At 38.4% G+C, this 18,139-nt stretch carries 18 protein-coding genes; all 18 read right to left on the bottom strand.

Annotated features, from left to right (window positions below):
- Window positions 1-16: 16 nt before the first annotated feature.
- On the bottom strand, window positions 17-1,111 hold the full coding sequence (locus tag A2G56_RS00535; RefSeq protein ID WP_062707550.1) for a DUF871 domain-containing protein: 1,095 nt from the start codon (window positions 1,109-1,111) through the stop codon (window positions 17-19).
- An 11-nt stretch (window positions 1,112-1,122) separates the two neighbouring features.
- Window positions 1,123-2,520, bottom strand: coding sequence for a glycoside hydrolase family 1 protein (locus A2G56_RS00530; protein ID WP_062707548.1), 1,398 nt, complete (start codon window positions 2,518-2,520; stop codon window positions 1,123-1,125).
- Window positions 2,521-3,876: a 6-phospho-beta-glucosidase gene (locus A2G56_RS00525; protein ID WP_062707545.1), complete on the bottom strand. Its 1,356-nt coding sequence runs from the start codon at window positions 3,874-3,876 to the stop codon at window positions 2,521-2,523.
- A 170-nt stretch (window positions 3,877-4,046) separates the two neighbouring features.
- The gene (locus A2G56_RS00520; RefSeq protein ID WP_062707541.1) at window positions 4,047-5,417 is read right to left on the bottom strand and encodes a glycoside hydrolase family 32 protein; all 1,371 of its coding nucleotides are present in this window, start codon (window positions 5,415-5,417) and stop codon (window positions 4,047-4,049) included.
- Window positions 5,418-5,426: 9 nt separating this feature from the next.
- The gene (locus tag A2G56_RS00515; RefSeq protein WP_099091490.1) at window positions 5,427-7,046 is read right to left on the bottom strand and encodes an ABC transporter substrate-binding protein; all 1,620 of its coding nucleotides are present in this window, start codon (window positions 7,044-7,046) and stop codon (window positions 5,427-5,429) included.
- A gap of 124 nt (window positions 7,047-7,170) precedes the next feature.
- Complete coding sequence (locus tag A2G56_RS00510; protein ID WP_062707536.1) at window positions 7,171-8,058, bottom strand: carbohydrate ABC transporter permease; 888 nt, start codon at window positions 8,056-8,058, stop codon at window positions 7,171-7,173.
- A 10-nt stretch (window positions 8,059-8,068) separates the two neighbouring features.
- Window positions 8,069-8,983 carry an ABC transporter permease gene (locus tag A2G56_RS00505; protein ID WP_062707533.1) on the bottom strand — a complete coding sequence of 305 codons (915 nt, stop codon included), beginning with the start codon at window positions 8,981-8,983 and terminating at the stop codon, window positions 8,069-8,071.
- Between the two features lie 145 nt (window positions 8,984-9,128).
- Window positions 9,129-10,100 (bottom strand): LacI family DNA-binding transcriptional regulator, encoded by a 972-nt coding sequence (locus A2G56_RS00500; RefSeq protein WP_062712287.1) that lies wholly within the window; start codon window positions 10,098-10,100, stop codon window positions 9,129-9,131.
- Window positions 10,101-10,785: 685 nt separating this feature from the next.
- On the bottom strand, window positions 10,786-11,256 hold the full coding sequence (smpB, locus tag A2G56_RS00495) for an SsrA-binding protein SmpB (protein ID WP_062707530.1): 471 nt from the start codon (window positions 11,254-11,256) through the stop codon (window positions 10,786-10,788).
- A gap of 9 nt (window positions 11,257-11,265) precedes the next feature.
- Window positions 11,266-13,599 (bottom strand): ribonuclease R, encoded by a 2,334-nt coding sequence (rnr, locus tag A2G56_RS00490; protein ID WP_062707527.1) that lies wholly within the window; start codon window positions 13,597-13,599, stop codon window positions 11,266-11,268.
- A 78-nt stretch (window positions 13,600-13,677) separates the two neighbouring features.
- Entirely contained in the window at window positions 13,678-13,914 is a 237-nt protein-coding gene (secG, locus tag A2G56_RS00485; RefSeq protein ID WP_062707525.1) for a preprotein translocase subunit SecG, read from the bottom strand.
- 44 nt (window positions 13,915-13,958) lie between these two features.
- Window positions 13,959-14,105: a 50S ribosomal protein L33 gene (gene rpmG, locus A2G56_RS00480; RefSeq protein ID WP_062707522.1), complete on the bottom strand. Its 147-nt coding sequence runs from the start codon at window positions 14,103-14,105 to the stop codon at window positions 13,959-13,961.
- A complete protein-coding gene (locus A2G56_RS00475) occupies window positions 14,106-15,317 on the bottom strand; it encodes a multidrug efflux MFS transporter (RefSeq protein WP_062707519.1) in 1,212 nt (403 codons plus the stop codon).
- Between the two features lie 371 nt (window positions 15,318-15,688).
- Window positions 15,689-15,802: a helicase HerA-like domain-containing protein gene (locus A2G56_RS11120; protein ID WP_418080408.1), complete on the bottom strand. Its 114-nt coding sequence runs from the start codon at window positions 15,800-15,802 to the stop codon at window positions 15,689-15,691.
- Window positions 15,803-15,912: 110 nt separating this feature from the next.
- The gene (locus A2G56_RS00470) at window positions 15,913-16,356 is read right to left on the bottom strand and encodes a DUF6198 family protein (protein WP_237334421.1); all 444 of its coding nucleotides are present in this window, start codon (window positions 16,354-16,356) and stop codon (window positions 15,913-15,915) included.
- A gap of 42 nt (window positions 16,357-16,398) precedes the next feature.
- On the bottom strand, window positions 16,399-16,563 hold the full coding sequence (locus A2G56_RS10870) for a hypothetical protein (RefSeq protein ID WP_237334420.1): 165 nt from the start codon (window positions 16,561-16,563) through the stop codon (window positions 16,399-16,401).
- Complete coding sequence (gene coaE / locus A2G56_RS00465) at window positions 16,550-17,152, bottom strand: dephospho-CoA kinase (protein WP_082785077.1); 603 nt, start codon at window positions 17,150-17,152, stop codon at window positions 16,550-16,552. The genes A2G56_RS10870 and coaE overlap by 14 nt, the downstream gene beginning before the upstream one ends.
- Window positions 17,149-17,979, bottom strand: a complete 831-nt coding sequence (gene mutM, locus A2G56_RS00460) for a DNA-formamidopyrimidine glycosylase (RefSeq protein ID WP_062712284.1) — start codon at window positions 17,977-17,979, stop codon at window positions 17,149-17,151. Before mutM ends, coaE begins: the two co-directional genes overlap by 4 nt.
- Between the last annotated feature and the right edge of the window lie 160 nt (window positions 17,980-18,139).

Raw genomic sequence — 18,139 nt, 5'->3', positions numbered from 1 at the left:
AACTGAAAATCAGTGACTAAGATTTAATGATTAATTTAAAGTCTTCCCAAGCCTCTAACGTCTCTAGTAAAGGCAAGGAAGTCTCACAAATGTGTCCTACTACATTGGCCTTATCACTAATGGTAAAATCTTTTAAAGCAATCTGTAATTCTCCCTTGTAGCGCGTGTATCGGTCATTATCAATGATAAGACTCCCTCGCTTGACTTTTTTAGACTGATTGTCTCGTGGAGGGAGGGAAACATCTGTATAAATCGTTCTAGGAATGGTTGAGCGAATCACATAATCTGAGATATCGCCGCGATAGTTATGATCAAAGCTTACAATCGCTTCTTCGACGCTACTAAGATCATCCAAAACAGAAACTTCCAAACACTTGACTTCTGAGACTAGAGCTTGGTGACAAGTCTTTAACTCTTCTTCAGAGATAAACTGATTAGAAATCAGAATATTGTCAATGGTACCAACCGCTTTCATCAGTTGAACCTGCTGAGCTATTGGCAAATGGCGATGGTCCTCCACGGTTGGCAAGCCTTCAGAAAGTGGCCAAGGACCTTCTTTGGCTGTTTGACTGCTAACAAAAGCAGCAGTTTCAATCCCTTTTTCATTATAAAAAGCCGACATCTCTCTAAAATGTTGCTGCGATAGGGCAGTGAACTCATGAGGATAGAAATTATGACAGGCAATAATATTATCAAAATTAGCATCACTCGCTAAAAGATCATTAACCAAGGTCTTATCTGTACTCATGTTTAATTCAATTTTTAAACCAAGCTGATTTTGAGTTAAGGAGACAATGTCGTCAATAGAGAGGGCTTCATCAAGGCGTAAACCGGCTAACCCAAATTCCTTTGCTTTGAGAATCAACTGATCTTCCCAAGCATTTTGTTCAATAAAACTTGGACTAATATCAGCAATCACGCGCATATTCAGTTCATTAGCATAGTGAATAATAGCCTTATACTTGTCAAAAGTTGTGGTATCTCCTGCTTCTAATTGCAAGAGACTCATAAAAATGCGCTCAGCACCATACTTTTTCAACAAATCCATGTATGATTTAATCTTGTTAAGCTCATGCTTTTCAGGGTAGATGGAAAAACCAAATGTGACCATATTCTCTCTCCTTATTGTGAAAAACCATTATTTTGACTGAGTTCTTTAAACCAGTAACCAGATTTCTTCAGACGACGCTCTTGTGTTTCTAAATCAAGCGAAACCAACCCATAGCGATTTTTATAGGCGTTTAGCCAAGACCAACAGTCAATAAACGTCCATAGCATGTATCCTTTACAGTTAGCCCCCTCTTCAATCGCTTTATGAAGTTCAATCAGATGGTCTTTGATAAAGGCAATGCGATAATCATCTTGAATCACACCATCTTTAAGAAATTTTTCTTCTCCCTCAACACCCATGCCATTTTCAGTTACCAACCAGTCAATATTGCCATAATGATCTCTAATCGTCATCGCAATATCGTAAATCCCTTGTTCGTAAATTTCCCAACCACGATGAGGATTAATCTTTTTACCTGGCATATCATAGTGTTCAAAATAAAGGTCTAGACTAAATGCCTGATCTAAACCACTATGGCTTTCTGGTGCTTTGACACGCATGGGCTGATAATAGTTAACCCCTAGGAAGTCTACGGTATGCTGGCGAATAATGTCTAATTCTTCTGAAGTTACCTCTGGCATCAAATCATGCTTTCTAATGATTTCTACCAAGTCATCTGGATAAGTCCCTAGAACAGACGGATCAAGGAAACTCTTGGTTTGAAATAACTCTGCGATGTGCGCTGCTTGGCGGTCTTCCTCAGACTCACTTCTAGGATAAGCAGGCGTCAAATTGAGGACAATACTGATTTTGTGGCTAGCATTAACATCGTGGCAGGCTTTTACGGCTAAACTGCTAGCTAATTGGGTGTGATAGGCAACAGCCACTGCCGCTTTAGGATCAACTTTGCAAGGATAATGCAAGTCATTCATATAGCCACACTCAACAGGAACAATCGGCTCATTAAAGGTGATCCAAGTATCCACTAAATCTCCAAATAACTCAAAGCACTTTCTTGCATAAGCTTCATAGGCATAGACAGTCTCTTTGTTTTCCCAACCACCTTTTTCCTGGAGAGCATAGGGCAAATCAAAATGATATAAATTGACGATGGGTTTAACACCTACATCTTTGATGCTCTTAAAAACATCCCGGTAAAAGGCAACGGCTTTCCCATTAACCTTGCCGGTACCATCAGGTATTAAACGCGCCCACTGGATGGATGGACGAAAAACAGTTTGCCCTGTCTCCTTCAACAAGCCAATGTCTTCTTTATAATGTTGATAGAAGGTTGAGGTTTGACTTGGTCCAATGCCATCATGAAATTTTTCAGGTGCAATACTGTACCAGTAATCCCAGTTATTCATTCCCTTTCCATCACCCTCAATACTTCCTTCACTTTGCGGTCCAGATGTTGATGTTCCCCATAAGAAACCTTCAGGAAATTGATAAGTCTGTGTTGTCGTCATTTATAGCTTTCCTTCCTTAATAGCAGCAATTGTCGGTTGAAATTGCGGTAGATAAGTGTCATGAGCCAGTAGTAATTCTTTCAATAATAGTTCTGTTTCAGACCCATTGGGAATCAGTGGATTTAAGAAAAAGGCCTGTAAAGCGGTATGGTAATCACCTGAAATAGCAGCTTCCACTGTAACTTGCTCCATTTTTTTCATCAATTGAAGTTGCCCTTCTAACACTTTTGGAACATCAGGTGTCGCCAAAGGAATAGCACCCTGAGAGGTTATCATGGCTGAAACCTCCACAACACTGTCCTTAGGTAAAAATGGAATCACGCCGTGATTGACAGTTGAAACGGTTAAGGTTTCATGACTATCAGTGATTATAGCAACAATAATTTGACAGGCAATATCACTATAATAAGCTCCGCCCCTTTGCTCCAATTGTTTGGGTTTTTCTTTCAGATTAGGATCTTGATAAAGTTCAAAGAGTTCCTTCTCGACATCTTTAACCACTGCTGCTCTAATATGCCCTTCACGATATTGGGCGAGAGCATCTGCTAACATCTCTTTTTCTAAAAAGTAGTAGCGATGATAATCACAAGGAAGCATTTGAATAGACCTTAAAAAACTAATAGGAAACTCTAGGTTGGTAATGTTTTTAACAGTCTCTTGTTCTTTAGCCTTTAAACGCCCATAAAATCGCTCAATCAACTCACCTGTTCGATTATGGCCATTCTTATCCCAAACCTGATGAAAATGGTAATGATTAAGACCCACATGTCTTAGGGTAAGCTCACTTTCGTCCAAGGCTAATGCACTCGCAGCTGCCTTTTGCTGGCCAATAGGGATATTGCACAAACCAATTGTTTTCTTCCATCCTAGTCTATTGATTAAGGCTTCCGTCACCATACCTGCCGGATTGGTAAAATTAATCAACCAAGCATCTGGACAGAAGGTTTTCATATCAGAAACAATGGATTTGTAAGCTTCAACGGTTCTAAATGCTTTAAAAAGTCCACCTGCTCCATTTGTCTCTTGACCAATAATCCCCCTTGACAGAGGGATACTTTCATCAAGATAGCGCGCGTCCAAGCCACCAACACGAAATTGAGACGTCACAAAATCAGCGTCCTTTAGCGCTTCCTGACGATTTAAGGTAGCTTTTATCTTCCAATCTAAGCCTGCTTTTTCAACCATTCGTTTAGCAAGCTCTACAACGATATGAAGCTTTTCTTCACCTTCTGGCACATCAACAAACCACCACTCTGAGATAGAAATCAAATGACTTCTTAAGATCATTCCCTCCACCAATTCCGGTGTATAGCTAGAACCACCGCCTATCGTAACCAGCTTAATAGATGCCATCATTACCTCCTTTTTGTATACGCTTACCTACTAGTATACCTAAAATAACCCTTAAATAATATCCCATGAAAAACTAAGATTTTCCTTTGCTATACGGAAAAAATCCCCAACCAGTTGATTGGGGATGCTTATTCGTTTCATTCAGATTAGACTTTTAAGGCTAGAAAATATGATTACACAATACGGCTTAAATAACAATCTCCTTCGATGTAATAAGCCGAACTGAGTGTTTCTTCACCATCATTCACAAAAATTTCAATACTATTATAGTCAATCACGACAACTAATTTTTTAGCTTGGATAGGAATTGATCGTAAGTCTGTTTGCCATGTTTCATCACCTTTGAGCTTATATTTGAGGTGTTTGCGATCTATGAATACAACTCCTTCTTCTTCATCAAATCCAAAACTAATATAGTCATCTAAAGTTCCTAATCTCATTTGTAACCTACCATTGACTTCAATTTCAAAGAATCCAGTTTTAGTCAGATTCTGATTCATTTCAATCATTGGAAGAGCTTCGAGAGTTTCTGGAAGGATATTCTGAAGAACTCGAGTATCCTTCAACGTCAACTCACGTGGCAAAGTCATACTACCAGCCCATCTATGTTGCAACTCATGTGGAGGAAGTTGACGTCCCCAAGTATGTAGCCATGCAATCATAATACGTCGACCTTTATCATCTAATAAAGATTGAGGGGCATAAAAATCATGACCATGGTCTAATTCATGAATGGACTCTAATTTAAATCGTTTCTCGTCCCAGTCCACCTTTCCTGTTAAGACTACTGAAGCATTAATGTTTCTAAAATGATATTTGTCACGTGCCACTCTCATAGGAGACATTACCAATACATCAGTGCCTTCCAAATTGAAATAATCCGGACATTCCCACATGATACCTTGTTCAGGTGTCCCTTTTAAGAAAATTGATTCAAATGTCCAGTCTATCAAGTTATCTGAACCAAGTAAAACAATTGTTCCCACATCATCCTGATGCTTAGCAGCGACCACGGCATAATACTTGCCATCTTTTTCAAATAATTTTGGATCACGAAAATCTGACGAAATCAATTCTTTCGGCAAACATTCTCCCGTAGCTACTGGATTCTCAGCAATTTTTGTAAAAACAATACCGTCTTTAGAGTAGGCCATATTCTGAACTTGACGGATACTACCATCTTCTTGTTCAATATTACCAGTGTACATTAGCCACAAAACATCATCTTTAACAATAGCTGATCCGGAAAAACAGCCATCTTTATCATATGACATATCTGGTGCCAATGCTACCGGTAAGTGCTCCCAATGGACAAAATCTGACGTTTTTGCATGTCCCCAATGCATTGGACCCCAAACACTATCATAAGGATAAAATTGATAAAACAGATGGTACTCACCACGAAAATAAACAAAACCATTTGGATCATTTATCCAACCCATCTCTGCTGAAAAGTGATTTACAGGTTTAAACTGATGATTGATTTCTTTTTTATGTTCCAGAATATAGTGATTAGCTCTCGTAGTCGTATAGTCGTTTAGCATTCTGACCTCCTATTCTTGATTCTTTTTGAACTCATCGTAATATTTCTGTTTTAACTTCATGTAGTCTTTTAAACCATATTTTTCAAGTTCTTTCAAATAACTATCCCATTCATCGTCAATCCCACCATTGGTAATCCATTCTGAACGTTTACGAGTTACATAATCCATCATATCAGCTTCGACTTGAGCAATTTTATCTAAGTCTTTTTCTTCCATAAAAACCTTAGGATAGATTTCATCATTTTTCATGTAAGGAACATAGTTAGCTTGCAGTAAATCTAAACGCCACTTTGCATCATCAGGCATAGTTGTGACATCACCGTAATAGCTATCAAGAATGGCTAATGGTCCACCAACTTCTGTTTTTTGTCGCAATTCAGTAGGAGCAGTACCATCTAAAGGTAAATGCTTAAGACTATTTGTTTCTTTGTTAAATTCAAAAATATTTTGTTGCTTAGTGTCACCATACGTTCCCCAATTATTTTGAACGGATTGTATTGGTTCATATTGCGCATCAATCCATTTAGCAGTCAATTCAAGATTTTTGTTGACACTGGTGATAACCATGCGGTCACGTTGGAAGCCAACATTATTAGTACGAGTAACATTTTTCTCTCCATCTGGACCCTCTAGTACAGGTAGGACTTGATAATCTTCATTACTTCCTGTTACATTATTTTTATCCCACGTAAAGTAAACTCCGTACTTTTGATCATTTCCTTTAGATGTATATGTATTCCAATCTTGTTCAAATGCCTCAGAATCAATAAGTCCTTTTTCATATAGAGAGCGCATGAATTTGATACCTTCTTTATAGTCATCATTATCGGCTGTAAAATCAACTTTTCCGTCATTTCCAACAACCACATGCTCATCATTATCCCCAGTACCAAAGGAACCAAAGAGTACTTTAAAATCTTCATTTCCAGCACTATTAATAAATGACAGTGGGATTTCATCTGCCTTACCATTTCTGTTTGGATCCTTTGTTTTGAAGGCTTCTAAAACTTTCACTAACTCATCAGTTGTTTTAGGCATATCAAGACCTAATTCATCTAGCCACTTTTTATTTATCCAGGCCATATCGTTAACACTATGAATTGACTCTTTACCCTCACCTAATTCTTCAATCCAAGGGAAAGAATAAATATGGCCATCCGGTGCTGTGATAAGAGCACGATATTGAGGATTTTCATCAAGGATTTTTTTCAAGTTTGGCATATGTTCATCAATCAAATCTTCTACGGGGACAATAACTCCTTGTTCTGCCCATTTCATCAACTCTACATCAGAAGCACCATCATTGTGAATAGCGTCTGGAACATCACCAGATGAAATATCTAAATTGCGTTTTTCAGCAAAATCACTTTGGTAATTCGTCCAATCAATATGAACTCCAGTTTCCTGTTCAAGACGTTTAAAAATCAACTTTTTATTGGGATCTTTTGGAGCTAACGTTGAGCTAGTAGTCATAAATTTTAATGTTACTTTATCCTTGAGTGGGAATTTAATATCTTTCAATCCATAATCTTTACTTGCCGTTTCACTTGACGAGTTACCACAAGCTGCTAACAAGACAGCACTAGTAGTTAGAAGAGCACTTATCTTAAACCATTTATTTAAATTCATTGTTTTCATTTTAAATGAACCCCTTTTTTATTTATTTCAAATTCAATACAAAAACTAACTATCATCACACACAAATTTTAAAAGTGCGGATAACTAATTTCATTTTGATATCTAATTCTATTTATTAACCTTTAAGCGATCCTGCCATAATACCTTTATCAAAGTATTTTTGGAAGAATGGATATAGTACAATTAATGGTAGACTTGATATAACAATTGTCGCATATTTAACAATTTCAGCAATTCGTTTTAATTCATTGATGGCTGCTTGGGCGCCAATCATGTTTGCATTGACTTCGTTTTGAATCAATATGTTTCGTAGCACTAGTTGTAATGGAGCCTTATCAGGATCTTTAATATAAATCATCGCATCAAAATAAGAATTCCATTGTCCAACAAAAGCGTAGAGAAAAAGAACAAACATAATCGGTTTTGCTAATGGCAGAATGACTTTTAAGAAAATTTGAAACTCATTAGCTCCGTCGATAACCGCTGCTTCTATTAGTTCATCTGGCAAACTTTGAAAATAAGTTCTAGCAAGAATAATATTCCAAACATTAACAGCACCTGGTAGAACAATTGCCCACATAGAGTTTAACATACCAAGATTTTTTACCAACAAATAGGTTGGAACAAGCCCACCACCAAAGAACATGGTAAAAATCAGAAAGTAGTTGACCCATCTACGTCCAATTAAATCTTTCTTCGATAGAGGATATGCAGTCATAACAGAAATAACTACCGTCAATGCTGCAAAAATTGTTGAATAAAGTAACGAATTGATAAATCCTCGTAAAATTGAATCATCGCTAAATACTCTTTGGTACCCTTCAACCGTCCAGTCCTTTGGGTTAAAGCTGATCCCTTGATTCACTAATACCTGTGGATCCATAAAAGATGCAATCAGAATGTATCCCATTGGTACTACTGTAATTAAAACTAATAAAGCAATCAAAACACGGTTCATGACTAACACACGTTTATCGAAATTAGTTAACATTCTTGTATTCATATTATGCTCCTTATAAACCCTCTCCATCGTTCAAACGCTCAACAATTTTATTAACAGAGAATAGTAAAACCATATTGATAATAGAATTAAATAAACCAACTGCTGTTGAATAAGAATAATCTCCAGATACCAAACCAACTTTATAAACGTAAGTTGAAATAATTTCTGAAGCTGTTAGATTCAATGACGTCTGCATCAAATAAGCTTTTTCATATCCTACATTCATAATGTTCCCAGCAGCTAAGATAAATTGTATGACCATAATTGGTTTTAATGCAGGTAGATCAATATGACGAATTCTTTGAAAGATATTAGCACCATCCAATTGAGCAGCTTCCACTAAAGAGGGATCTACATTAACCAAAGTAGCTGTATATAAAGTTGAAGCCCAGCCCATTCCTTGCCAAATACCACTCATGATATAAAGTGGTCTAAAATAATCAGGATCTGTCATAAAATCAGCCTTTATTCCGATGAATGATAGGATAGCATTGACAGGGCCTTCCACAGAGAAGAAGAGAAAAATCATACCCACAATAACAATAACTGAAATAAAGTTAGGTGCGTACAAAACTAATTGAATTCTTTTTTTAGCTTTATCACTTAAAATCTGATTTAACATGATTGCTAGTATAATTGGTGGAAAAAATCCCAAAAGCAATCCATAAACACTTAACTTTAAGGTATTAGATAGGAGCATTCCAAAGTTGGGGGAGGCTAAAAAATTTCTAAACTCCTCTAGTCCCACCCAAGGACTGTTAAAAATTCCAAGTAGGGGATTATAATTTTTAAACGCAATCAACACCCCATACATAGGAACATATTTGAAAATAAAGGTCAGTAGTAAACCCGGTAATAACATCAAAAGTAAGAGTTTTTGTTTTTTTAATTTTGTCAAAAAACTTGATTGTTTTACTTGAGACATAGTCCCCTCCTGTTTTGGAAACGTTTCAATTTTTGTTTTTTTAAAAAAGAATAAGTACGAACCCATATTTTGGAAACGTTTCAATTTTGTTTATCTATATTGTAATCGGTTTCTATTCCGTTGTCAAGCGAATTTTTAAAAAAAGTTACCCTTTTGTAGTCCCACCATCTTCAAATCGAATCGGGAGTACAATCCTACTTTCTTCAACGTTATTGTCAATAACTCTCATCAAGAGTTCAACTGACTCTTTAGCCATTAGTTCAATAGGCTGAGCAATCGTTGATACATAATAATTTTGATCCACAGCTGACTTCAAGCCATCAAAACCAATAATTTGGTAGTCCTCAGGTGCATACCTATTGAGAGCTTGACTCACTTTTATCACATTAGTAGCCATGAAATCGTTAACAGTAAAAATACCATCAATGTCAGGATTCGCTAACAAAAATTTTTCTATTTTGCCATGCAAATCATCAATGGGTTCTAACATATCTAATTTTTTAACGACCAATCCATGCTTTTGAAGGGTCTCGGAGAAACCTACTTTTCGTAATACGGTTTCATTTTCAAATTGATTGGTTCCACCAATATAAGCAAAGCGAGTCGCACCTTTTGCCATCAACACTTCAGCCGCCAGCTTTCCTCCACCATAATTATCAGAAGTCACATACGGAATTTTTTCAGAAAAATGACGGTCAATGCTGACAAATGGTAACTTAGACGAAACATATTGATCAATATCTGAATAAGTAATTCCAATGATACCATCCACTTTATTTTTTTCGAGCATTTGAAGATACTCAAATTCTTTTTGACCATCTTCCTCAGCATTGCAAATAAACAGTTTATGGCGTCTCTTGGTTAGTTCTTTTTCAACATGATAAGCGAATTCTGAAAAAAAAGGATGCCATATCGTTGGAATGATCAATGCAATAATATTACTTCTGTTTGTTTTTAAGCCGCGAGCATATTCATCTGGTTGATAATTTAACTCTCTAATCGCTTCCTCAACTTTTTTTAGTGTCGAATCCTTAACTTTAATACCATTAACCACACGAGAAACTGTCCCAACACCGACACCAGCCAATTCTGCAACTTCCTTCATTGTTGCTTTCACCAATATTGACCACCTTTCCTTTCTTTATATCCAATTTCATCCGCTAAACAAAATGCTTTTTCTGTAAATAAACGACTATGAAACAAAGCTAATTGTTGTAAAGTGATTCAACAATTAGCTAAGTATCGAGTCTCTGTAAACAGTCAAAACCATCTCGATAAAACAGTAACATATCCATCGACAGTCTTGATTAAGAAGAGTTAAACTCACAAAAAACAATCGTTTTCTTCTACTATTTGACGTTAATTCATTCGGTGCATCATTGTATCAGCAAGAATAGCTGATCGATTCTTTCTTGTCTATTAATGCATTCCATATTTTTAGAGACGTCTGTTAGCTTAACCCATTTAAAATCCATAATGACATAAGCAAGAAGCCCAAGCAATCTCCTCAGTAACTGTCTTTGTAGGTACAACAAACAAGCTCTAAACCATTAGTAAGATGGACAAAACAAGAGATGATATTTGCTGTTAGCAATCTATCTTTTTAACAAAGTACGTTGCCTTGATATTTTCACTTTTCAATCTTTCTTTGTGCTGCTCTATTGGATAAAAAGTGTTCTAATAGGCTCACTACTTGTCCATTAAATACTTATCTTAAGCTTATCGTTACAGAATAAATGCTATTACTCTCGTTTTTAAGAGGATACACTCTAACCAAACAGAACTTCTAGCCATATTGGGACTTATCTCTGATTGATACTCTTCATGACTCGTTTAATGTCACGGTCTTGTTCTCGACGCTTGATGCTTTCGCGTTTATCATAATCATGTTTCCCTTTTGCAAGTCCAATTAAAACTTTGGCAAAACCATTTTTGAGATAAACTTTGAGGGGGACCAGTGTCATCCCACTACCTTTTAATTCATTTGCTAATCGATCAATTTCACGTTTTTTGAGCAACAGTTTACGTGTACGTTCTGGATCTTGATTCCAAATATTTCCCTGTTCAAAGGGAGCAATATGAACATTGACCAACCAGGCTTCCCCATTTTTGATTTGGGCAAAGCCATCCTTAAGTTGAATCCTAGCAGCACGAACCGATTTGATTTCAGTTCCTGTCAAAACAATGCCTGCTTCAACCGTATCTACAATAGAATAATCATGTCTTGCCTTCTTATTTTGGGCTAAGACATTGGAGTCTGTACCTTTTGGCATGGAATCCTCCTATTTACGTTTTTTAGATGTTTGCGACTGTTTAGCCACTTTCTTATAAAAAGGTTTCTTGTCTGTTTTACCTTTGCTAGATTGGCGACGCTTGCCCCCAGTTTTAGAGTTATCATGTGATTTTCCACGACCATTTTCAAAGTGGCGACCACGTCGTCCCTCTTTTCGGTCTGATTTATCAACTTTTTCGATAACATCGTAATCACTCGGCAGGTATTCAAAGTCAATATCGCCCGTTTCTTTATCCGCGCGTGTTAATTTGATACGAATAGGTTGGCCTACCTTAAAGACCTTACCTGATTTTTCACCTTTAAGGGACATGCTACGCTCATTGTAGTGATAAAACTCAGGTAGGGTTGTCACGTGTATCAAACCTTCAATGGTATTTGGCAACTCAACAAAGAGGCCGAATTTGACCACAGAAGCTACAACACCGTCAAATTCTTCACCCACGTGCTCTTCCATGTATTCAGCTTTCTTCATAGCCTCAACAATGCGTTCAGCATCAATGGCGCGACGCTCAAGTTGGGAAGAAGAGGTGGCTAATTCTGGAACCACAGTTGCAAAATGCTCTTGTTTTTCAGGAGTGGCACCTTGAGAGTATTCGCGAATCATGCGATGTACCAGGAGGTCAGGGTAACGACGGATAGGGCTGGTAAAGTGAGTATAGTACTCGGCAGCCAAACCATAGTGACCGTGATTATGCTCTGAATAACGTGCTTGTTGCATGGAACGAAGCAGCATCATATTAAGCACTTCTGATCCAGGCTGACCTTCCATTTTAGCCATAAAATCTTGCAAAGCTGACTGCGTTATTTTTGAAGCTGTTCCTCGGATTTGAACGCCAAAGACGCTCGCATAATCGATGAATTTCTGTAATTTTTCTGCCTTAGGCTCTTCATGAATACGATAGATAAAAGGTAAGTCATTTTTGGAAAAATGCTCTGCAACACATTCATTTGCCGCTAACATGAAGGATTCAATCATACGCTCAGCAATTCCTCGACTGCGTACCACGATATCCACAGGCATACCTTTATCATTGACAATGATTTTGGCTTCTGAGGTATCAAAGTTAAGCGCCCCACGACGCACACGCATGTCTTCTAAAATCTTATGCAGGGCAGCCATATCGTGGACGGAATCCGCAATAGCTTCATATTCCTTGAGAATTTCTTGATTACTAGCAATCATCTCATTGACATCGCTATAGGTCATCCGATAGGTAGTATTGATGACCGATTGGCAGATTTGGTAATCCACCACTTTCCCTTGAGGATTGATTTCCATGATGGCAGATTGGGTCAAACGATCAACATTTGGGTTAAGCGAACAGATACCATTAGACAAACGTTCTGGCAACATTGGTACCACACGGTCTGTCACGTAAACTGAAGTCCCACGCGCCACTGCTTCACGGTTAAGGGCCGAACCTTCCGTCACATAGTAAGATACATCTGCGATATGAACTCCTAGTTCAAAATTCCCATTAGACAAACGTTTGATATGAACGGCATCATCCAAATCTTTGGCGTCAGCACCATCAATAGTAAAGGTAATTTCCTTACGAAGGTCAACACGTCCCACTAAGTCCTTGTCACTAGGCGCATCTGCTACTGCATTAGCTTCTGCTATAACATCGTCTGGAAATTCAGAAACAATGTCCATGGACTCCAGCACTTCAAGAACGTCGATACCAACATCCCCTTGGTGACCAACAATGTCACGAACCACACCGACGAAATAGTCATGACCACGGATTGGGTATTTGTCAATGTCAACCTTGATGATTTCAGTCCCATCAAGAAGAACAGGTTCTTTTTTGATATAGATTTTTTGCTGAATTTTTTGATTTTTAGACTTGATGTATCCGGCGTACTTAGGTTTCTCATCATCTAAAATAAATTGACCAACCACTGTTTTTAAAGCGTGATCGACAATCTTGACCACACGTGCTTCTGCAGCTGTTCCTTTGAGACGATCAGCCGGCTTTTTGACAACGACTTCGACAGTATCTCCGTCAATAGCATGACCAACGTCATTGCGTCCAATAAACATGTCATCTTCATTGTCATCCACAAAGAGGAACCCAAAACCTGCTTTATTAGCACGAAAAATACCCTGAATGGTAATCTGTTCTTTTTTTGCTTGGGGTTTGCGGAGCGACAGCATACCATCATCATTAAAACGAAGTTCTCGCTGACTTTCCATTTTGGAAATTTCCTTAATCAGAAGCGGAAATTTCTTCGCGCCAGCCATGTCCAAGCTGGCAGCCAAATCATTGATATTTGACTTTCCATGCTCCTTTAAATAATTAAAAATGTGTTCTTTCATAGTTTCCTTACTTTAGTTGATTTGTCGCCTCTAGCGACGATTTAAAAAGGGCCTGACAATTGTCACGGCCCAAAGTTCTTAACGACTTGATAGTAATACAAGTAAAAATGCAATTAATAGCCAAAAGAAGACGAGAATACCTGTAAAACGTTGCATAAAAGCTTCAAAACCGCGTGCTTTAGAACGTTCGAAAAGGGCTTCAGAGCCGCCACTATCAAATACATTACTTCCTGGATTTTTCTGCGGTTGCATGAAAATCGCAATAACCAAAACAACCGAAATCACCAAGAGTGCTGTTAAAAGCAAATTGTACATCTTTTTCCTCCAATACTGTCCTTACAAGATTACCATAATTCCCTTTAAGATTCAAGGTGTAAAGTCACTTTACGCTCTTTTGGACAATATTTTGGCACCTGAATTTTTTCTGGATGCGTCACCTTATTTTTACTAGTCAAATAATTTTTACTACCACACTCACTGCATTTTAAATGAATTTTAACGCGCACTTAGATTTCCTTTTTTGTGAGATATTTTCTGAAGTTAACAAGACTCCAAATAAAATTGAAAAAGACAATAGCACTGGTTACATAGAAAACAGAACGATAACCCATACCAGCCGCAACGGCAGACCCAACAAAAGGACCTATAACCTGACCAAAGTTAGTAAACATTTGATTGTAGGCAAAGATTCGAGAAATCCCTTGTTTAGGGGTCAAATGCGTCAACAGCGAATTAACACTAGGCATCAAGGCACCAGTACCAAAACCAAAAAGAAAGCGCCAAATCCCCAACTCTAAGCTGGTCTCAGACCTAGCTAGGAAAAGGTAGATGACTGAACAATAAAGCAGACCCATGAGAATGAGGCGGTGATTTCCGATTTTATCTCCTGCTTTTCCAAGACGCGAGCTTGAAATCATGCTAGAAAATCCCATCGCCGAAACGATAGCTCCTGAAACAAACATGAGATTCTCTGTTTGTCCCAAATGCCGTATATAAAGCGTCAAGATTGGCGCTACGGATTGGGCTGCAATTTGGATAATCATGCTAGTCACGAAAAGACCGACTAACATTTGTTTATCTTTAATACGGTCAAATAATTCTTTTGTCGACCAGGCATCAATACGAGCAACTGGTTTAAAGTCTTCTTCAATCATAAAAATCGTCATCAGACAGACGGTAAAGAGAAGAAAGCCCACTAAGAGGAAAACCATTTTGATACCCACTAATTCTGCTAAAAAACCACCAAAAAGCGGACCAATCAAACTCCCTCCGATAACACCTGTTGCCAAGGTTCCCAAAGCATAACCTGTTTTTTCTTGTGGCGCTTGCGAAGCAATTAGAGCATTCGAATTGGGAATAAAGCCAGCAAACATACCATTTAAAACACGGAGAACCAGTAACCAAAAAACATTAGGGACAAAGGCTAGTCCCCCCATAGTTAGGGTCATGACAAAACTAGCACGAATCATCATGGGTTTACGCCCATAGCGATCGGCCAATCTCCCCCACATCGGAGCAAATAAGCCAGAGGCTAGCGCTGATAGTGAAACGGCCAAACCAGAATATAGTTCTACCAGACCTGGCTTAGCCCCTAGTTGCTCAACATAAAGTGGCATGAATGGCATGACAAGCGAAAAGCTTGCTCCAGCAAGAAAACTACCAAACCAAGCTATTTTGAGGTTCTTTTTCCAATCAACTTCTATAGGAATCCTAATCATCTTCTCTCTATTTGTTATAACAATGCCCATTATTATATCATAAAACGCCGCAAAAAACGATGAAATCAACTCATCTTTTATGCCGTAAACATACTGAAAATGTAGGTAACCATTGTCTAGATACACATTTTTTAAATAATGTCACAACACTTATAAAACTGTACGGTCAATTCCTCATTTTCAGGCAGATTATAGAACAGTTTCTATTTAAAAAATGGCATTTAAAACGAAAAACTGTTTTTTCGAAAAGGACAGTTTTTTCATGTTATTTGGCGTGCTTATCATCACCGTTTAAAGCAAGCTCTCTGACCGTTATGAACCAAGTTCATCGCTTAAAGCGCCAGCTTTAATGAGTCAAATTATCCTTAGTATCACTCAAAAAAAGCAGGCACAGCAGCGAATCTCAACGACTCGGCTAATACTGTCAAACTTACTGTGTTACTAATTCCTATTGCTCCTGTAATGATACCGTAACAATTGAGCATAGTTAACAGCAGCATCGCTGGCTTTTCCTATACCAGCTTGCATTTCGGTTATCTTATGTCTCCTATGCTCATCATCAGATCATACTCATCTTAGCACATTGATTGCCAAATTAGGGATTAGCCTTTCCAAAAAAGATGAGAAGACCATTTAACGAAAACTGCATCGCCCAACCAACACCGACAGCAAATAAAACAGTCCCAATACCTAAAGTACCGCCTAGTAGCCAGCCCAATAGACTAACAGCCGCTTCAATACCTGTTCTAACCACTGAGACACGCCATCCTGTCATTTGACAAAGACCAACCATCAGACCGTCCCTAGGACCTGCCCCCATGTGACAAGTCAGGTAAATAGCTGAAGCCAACCCCACTAAAAAGATACCTAGAATGGTTAAGACAATGCGACTAATCAAGAGTTTCGGACCATCAACCATGGCTACAACCATCCCCAAAACCCAAGCAATAATAATCATATTCAAAACCGTACCGATGCCCAGCTTAATCTTAAGTGGCACCCAAGATAAGAGGGCCAAACCAGAAATGATAAAGGTCATAACTCCTAACTGAAGATGCCATTGTTGCGATAATCCTTGAGATTAAACAGTCCAAGGTGTCGAACCCAGATTAGCTAGAACTAAACAAGCTTCCCCCAAGCCAAATAAGACCAAACCAATCACTAACACTAGCAAAGATTTTGGATTATAATCCCAGAATCCCCTAGCCGTCCAAGGCATGAGAGGAATGACTTTACGTTTTGACATGACTCACTTCCTTTAATAAACAATCGATTTGCGCATAAGTATCCTCCAAAGGACCGCTATTGTCAATTACCCTATCTGACCGTTTTTTCTTTTCCTCTAAAGAAAGCTGCGCTGCCATACGTTGCTTAGCCTGCTCCTTAGTATAACCATTTCGTTGCATCAGACGTTGCAGTTGCTGCGCTGGATCAAGGTAAACAAGCCAGACTTGATTGAGCTGGCTTTGATAGTCTAATTCAAACAAGAGGGGAATATCCATGAAGACCAAGTCATATTTTTCCAATAAAACATCCCTTCTCGCCAGCAATTCCTGCCGAATAATCGTATCCTGCAAAGCTGAAACCTCAACTCGAACTTTTTCATCCGAGAAAAATTGCTCAGATAGCGCTTGTCTATCGAGCTCTCCGTCAGGAGCTAGGATTTTAGATCCATAAAAATCCAACAAAACCTGATACAATTTGCCTCCTTTTGTTTGAAGCTCATGAACAACAGCATCCGCATCGATAACTTCAAAACCTTCTTGTCTGATATAGTTAGTCACAGTCGATTTACCTGACGCAATACCACCTGTAATCCCAATCACTTGTTTCATTGTCTCTGGCACTTGGGACAATAATGGCTGCCCCTTCCTCCTACTTGCATTTTTTCAATAGCTGTTCCGCAGCGTTGACAAGGTTGTCCTGTCAATCCATAAACTTGTAAATAGCGCTGCATGGTACCATCTTCTCCCAATGCATTGCGATAAGTCCTAATAGTGGAACCACCTTTTTCAATCCCTAATTGTAAGATACGAATGGTCTCGTCATGTAGACGCTTGATTTCCGTCTTTTTAAGACTGGAACTAAGTCGCAAAGGATGAACCTTAGCCGCCCAAAGCACTTCGTCAACGTAGATGTTACCCAAACCAGCTACCAAAGATTGATCTAAGAGGTAGGGCTTGATTTTCTTAGAGGAAGACTTCAGAGATCGTTCAAAAGGCGCTAGCTTGAACGTTTCTCGAGTAGGTTCAGGACCTAATTTCTTGAATGCAAAATAAGTTGCTTCTTGCGATGGCAACAGAATCTCCATAGTCCCAAATTTTCGCACATCTTGATAAACCAAGACAGAGTCATCCGCAAATGTCACAAAGACATGAAAATGCTTGTTTTCGGGTACCTTTTCTTGCCTATCAAAGATAAGATACTTGCCCTCCATCCGCAAATGCGAAATAAGCAATAAATCCCCAAAATCAAAAATCAAATATTTCCCACGACGTCGCATAGCGTGGATGGTCATCTGTCCATCTATCAGAGGCCTAAAAGAATCCACACCCGTTACTGCAATCTTAGGAAAAGCAAAACGAATAGCCTTTATCGACTTCCCAACCACATGCTTCTCCAAACCGCGACGCACCGTTTCAACCTCAGGCAATTCAGGCATATTTGCGATACCAAGAGCGACAAAAAGCGACTGAAATTTAGGAGAACGACCGAAGTCTGCCACCACACAAGAAGTTCTATCTAACTTCCGAGCTTTTCGCTCAGATTCAGGTCAGCTTTCAACACCCTATCCTTTCTTAAAATGATAATTATTTGTAATA

This window comes from Streptococcus halotolerans, from assembly GCF_001598035.1.
Lineage (GTDB): Bacteria > Bacillota > Bacilli > Lactobacillales > Streptococcaceae > Streptococcus > Streptococcus halotolerans.
Note: the sequence above shows the minus strand (reverse complement) of the source record. Positions and strands in the feature narration are given on the sequence as shown.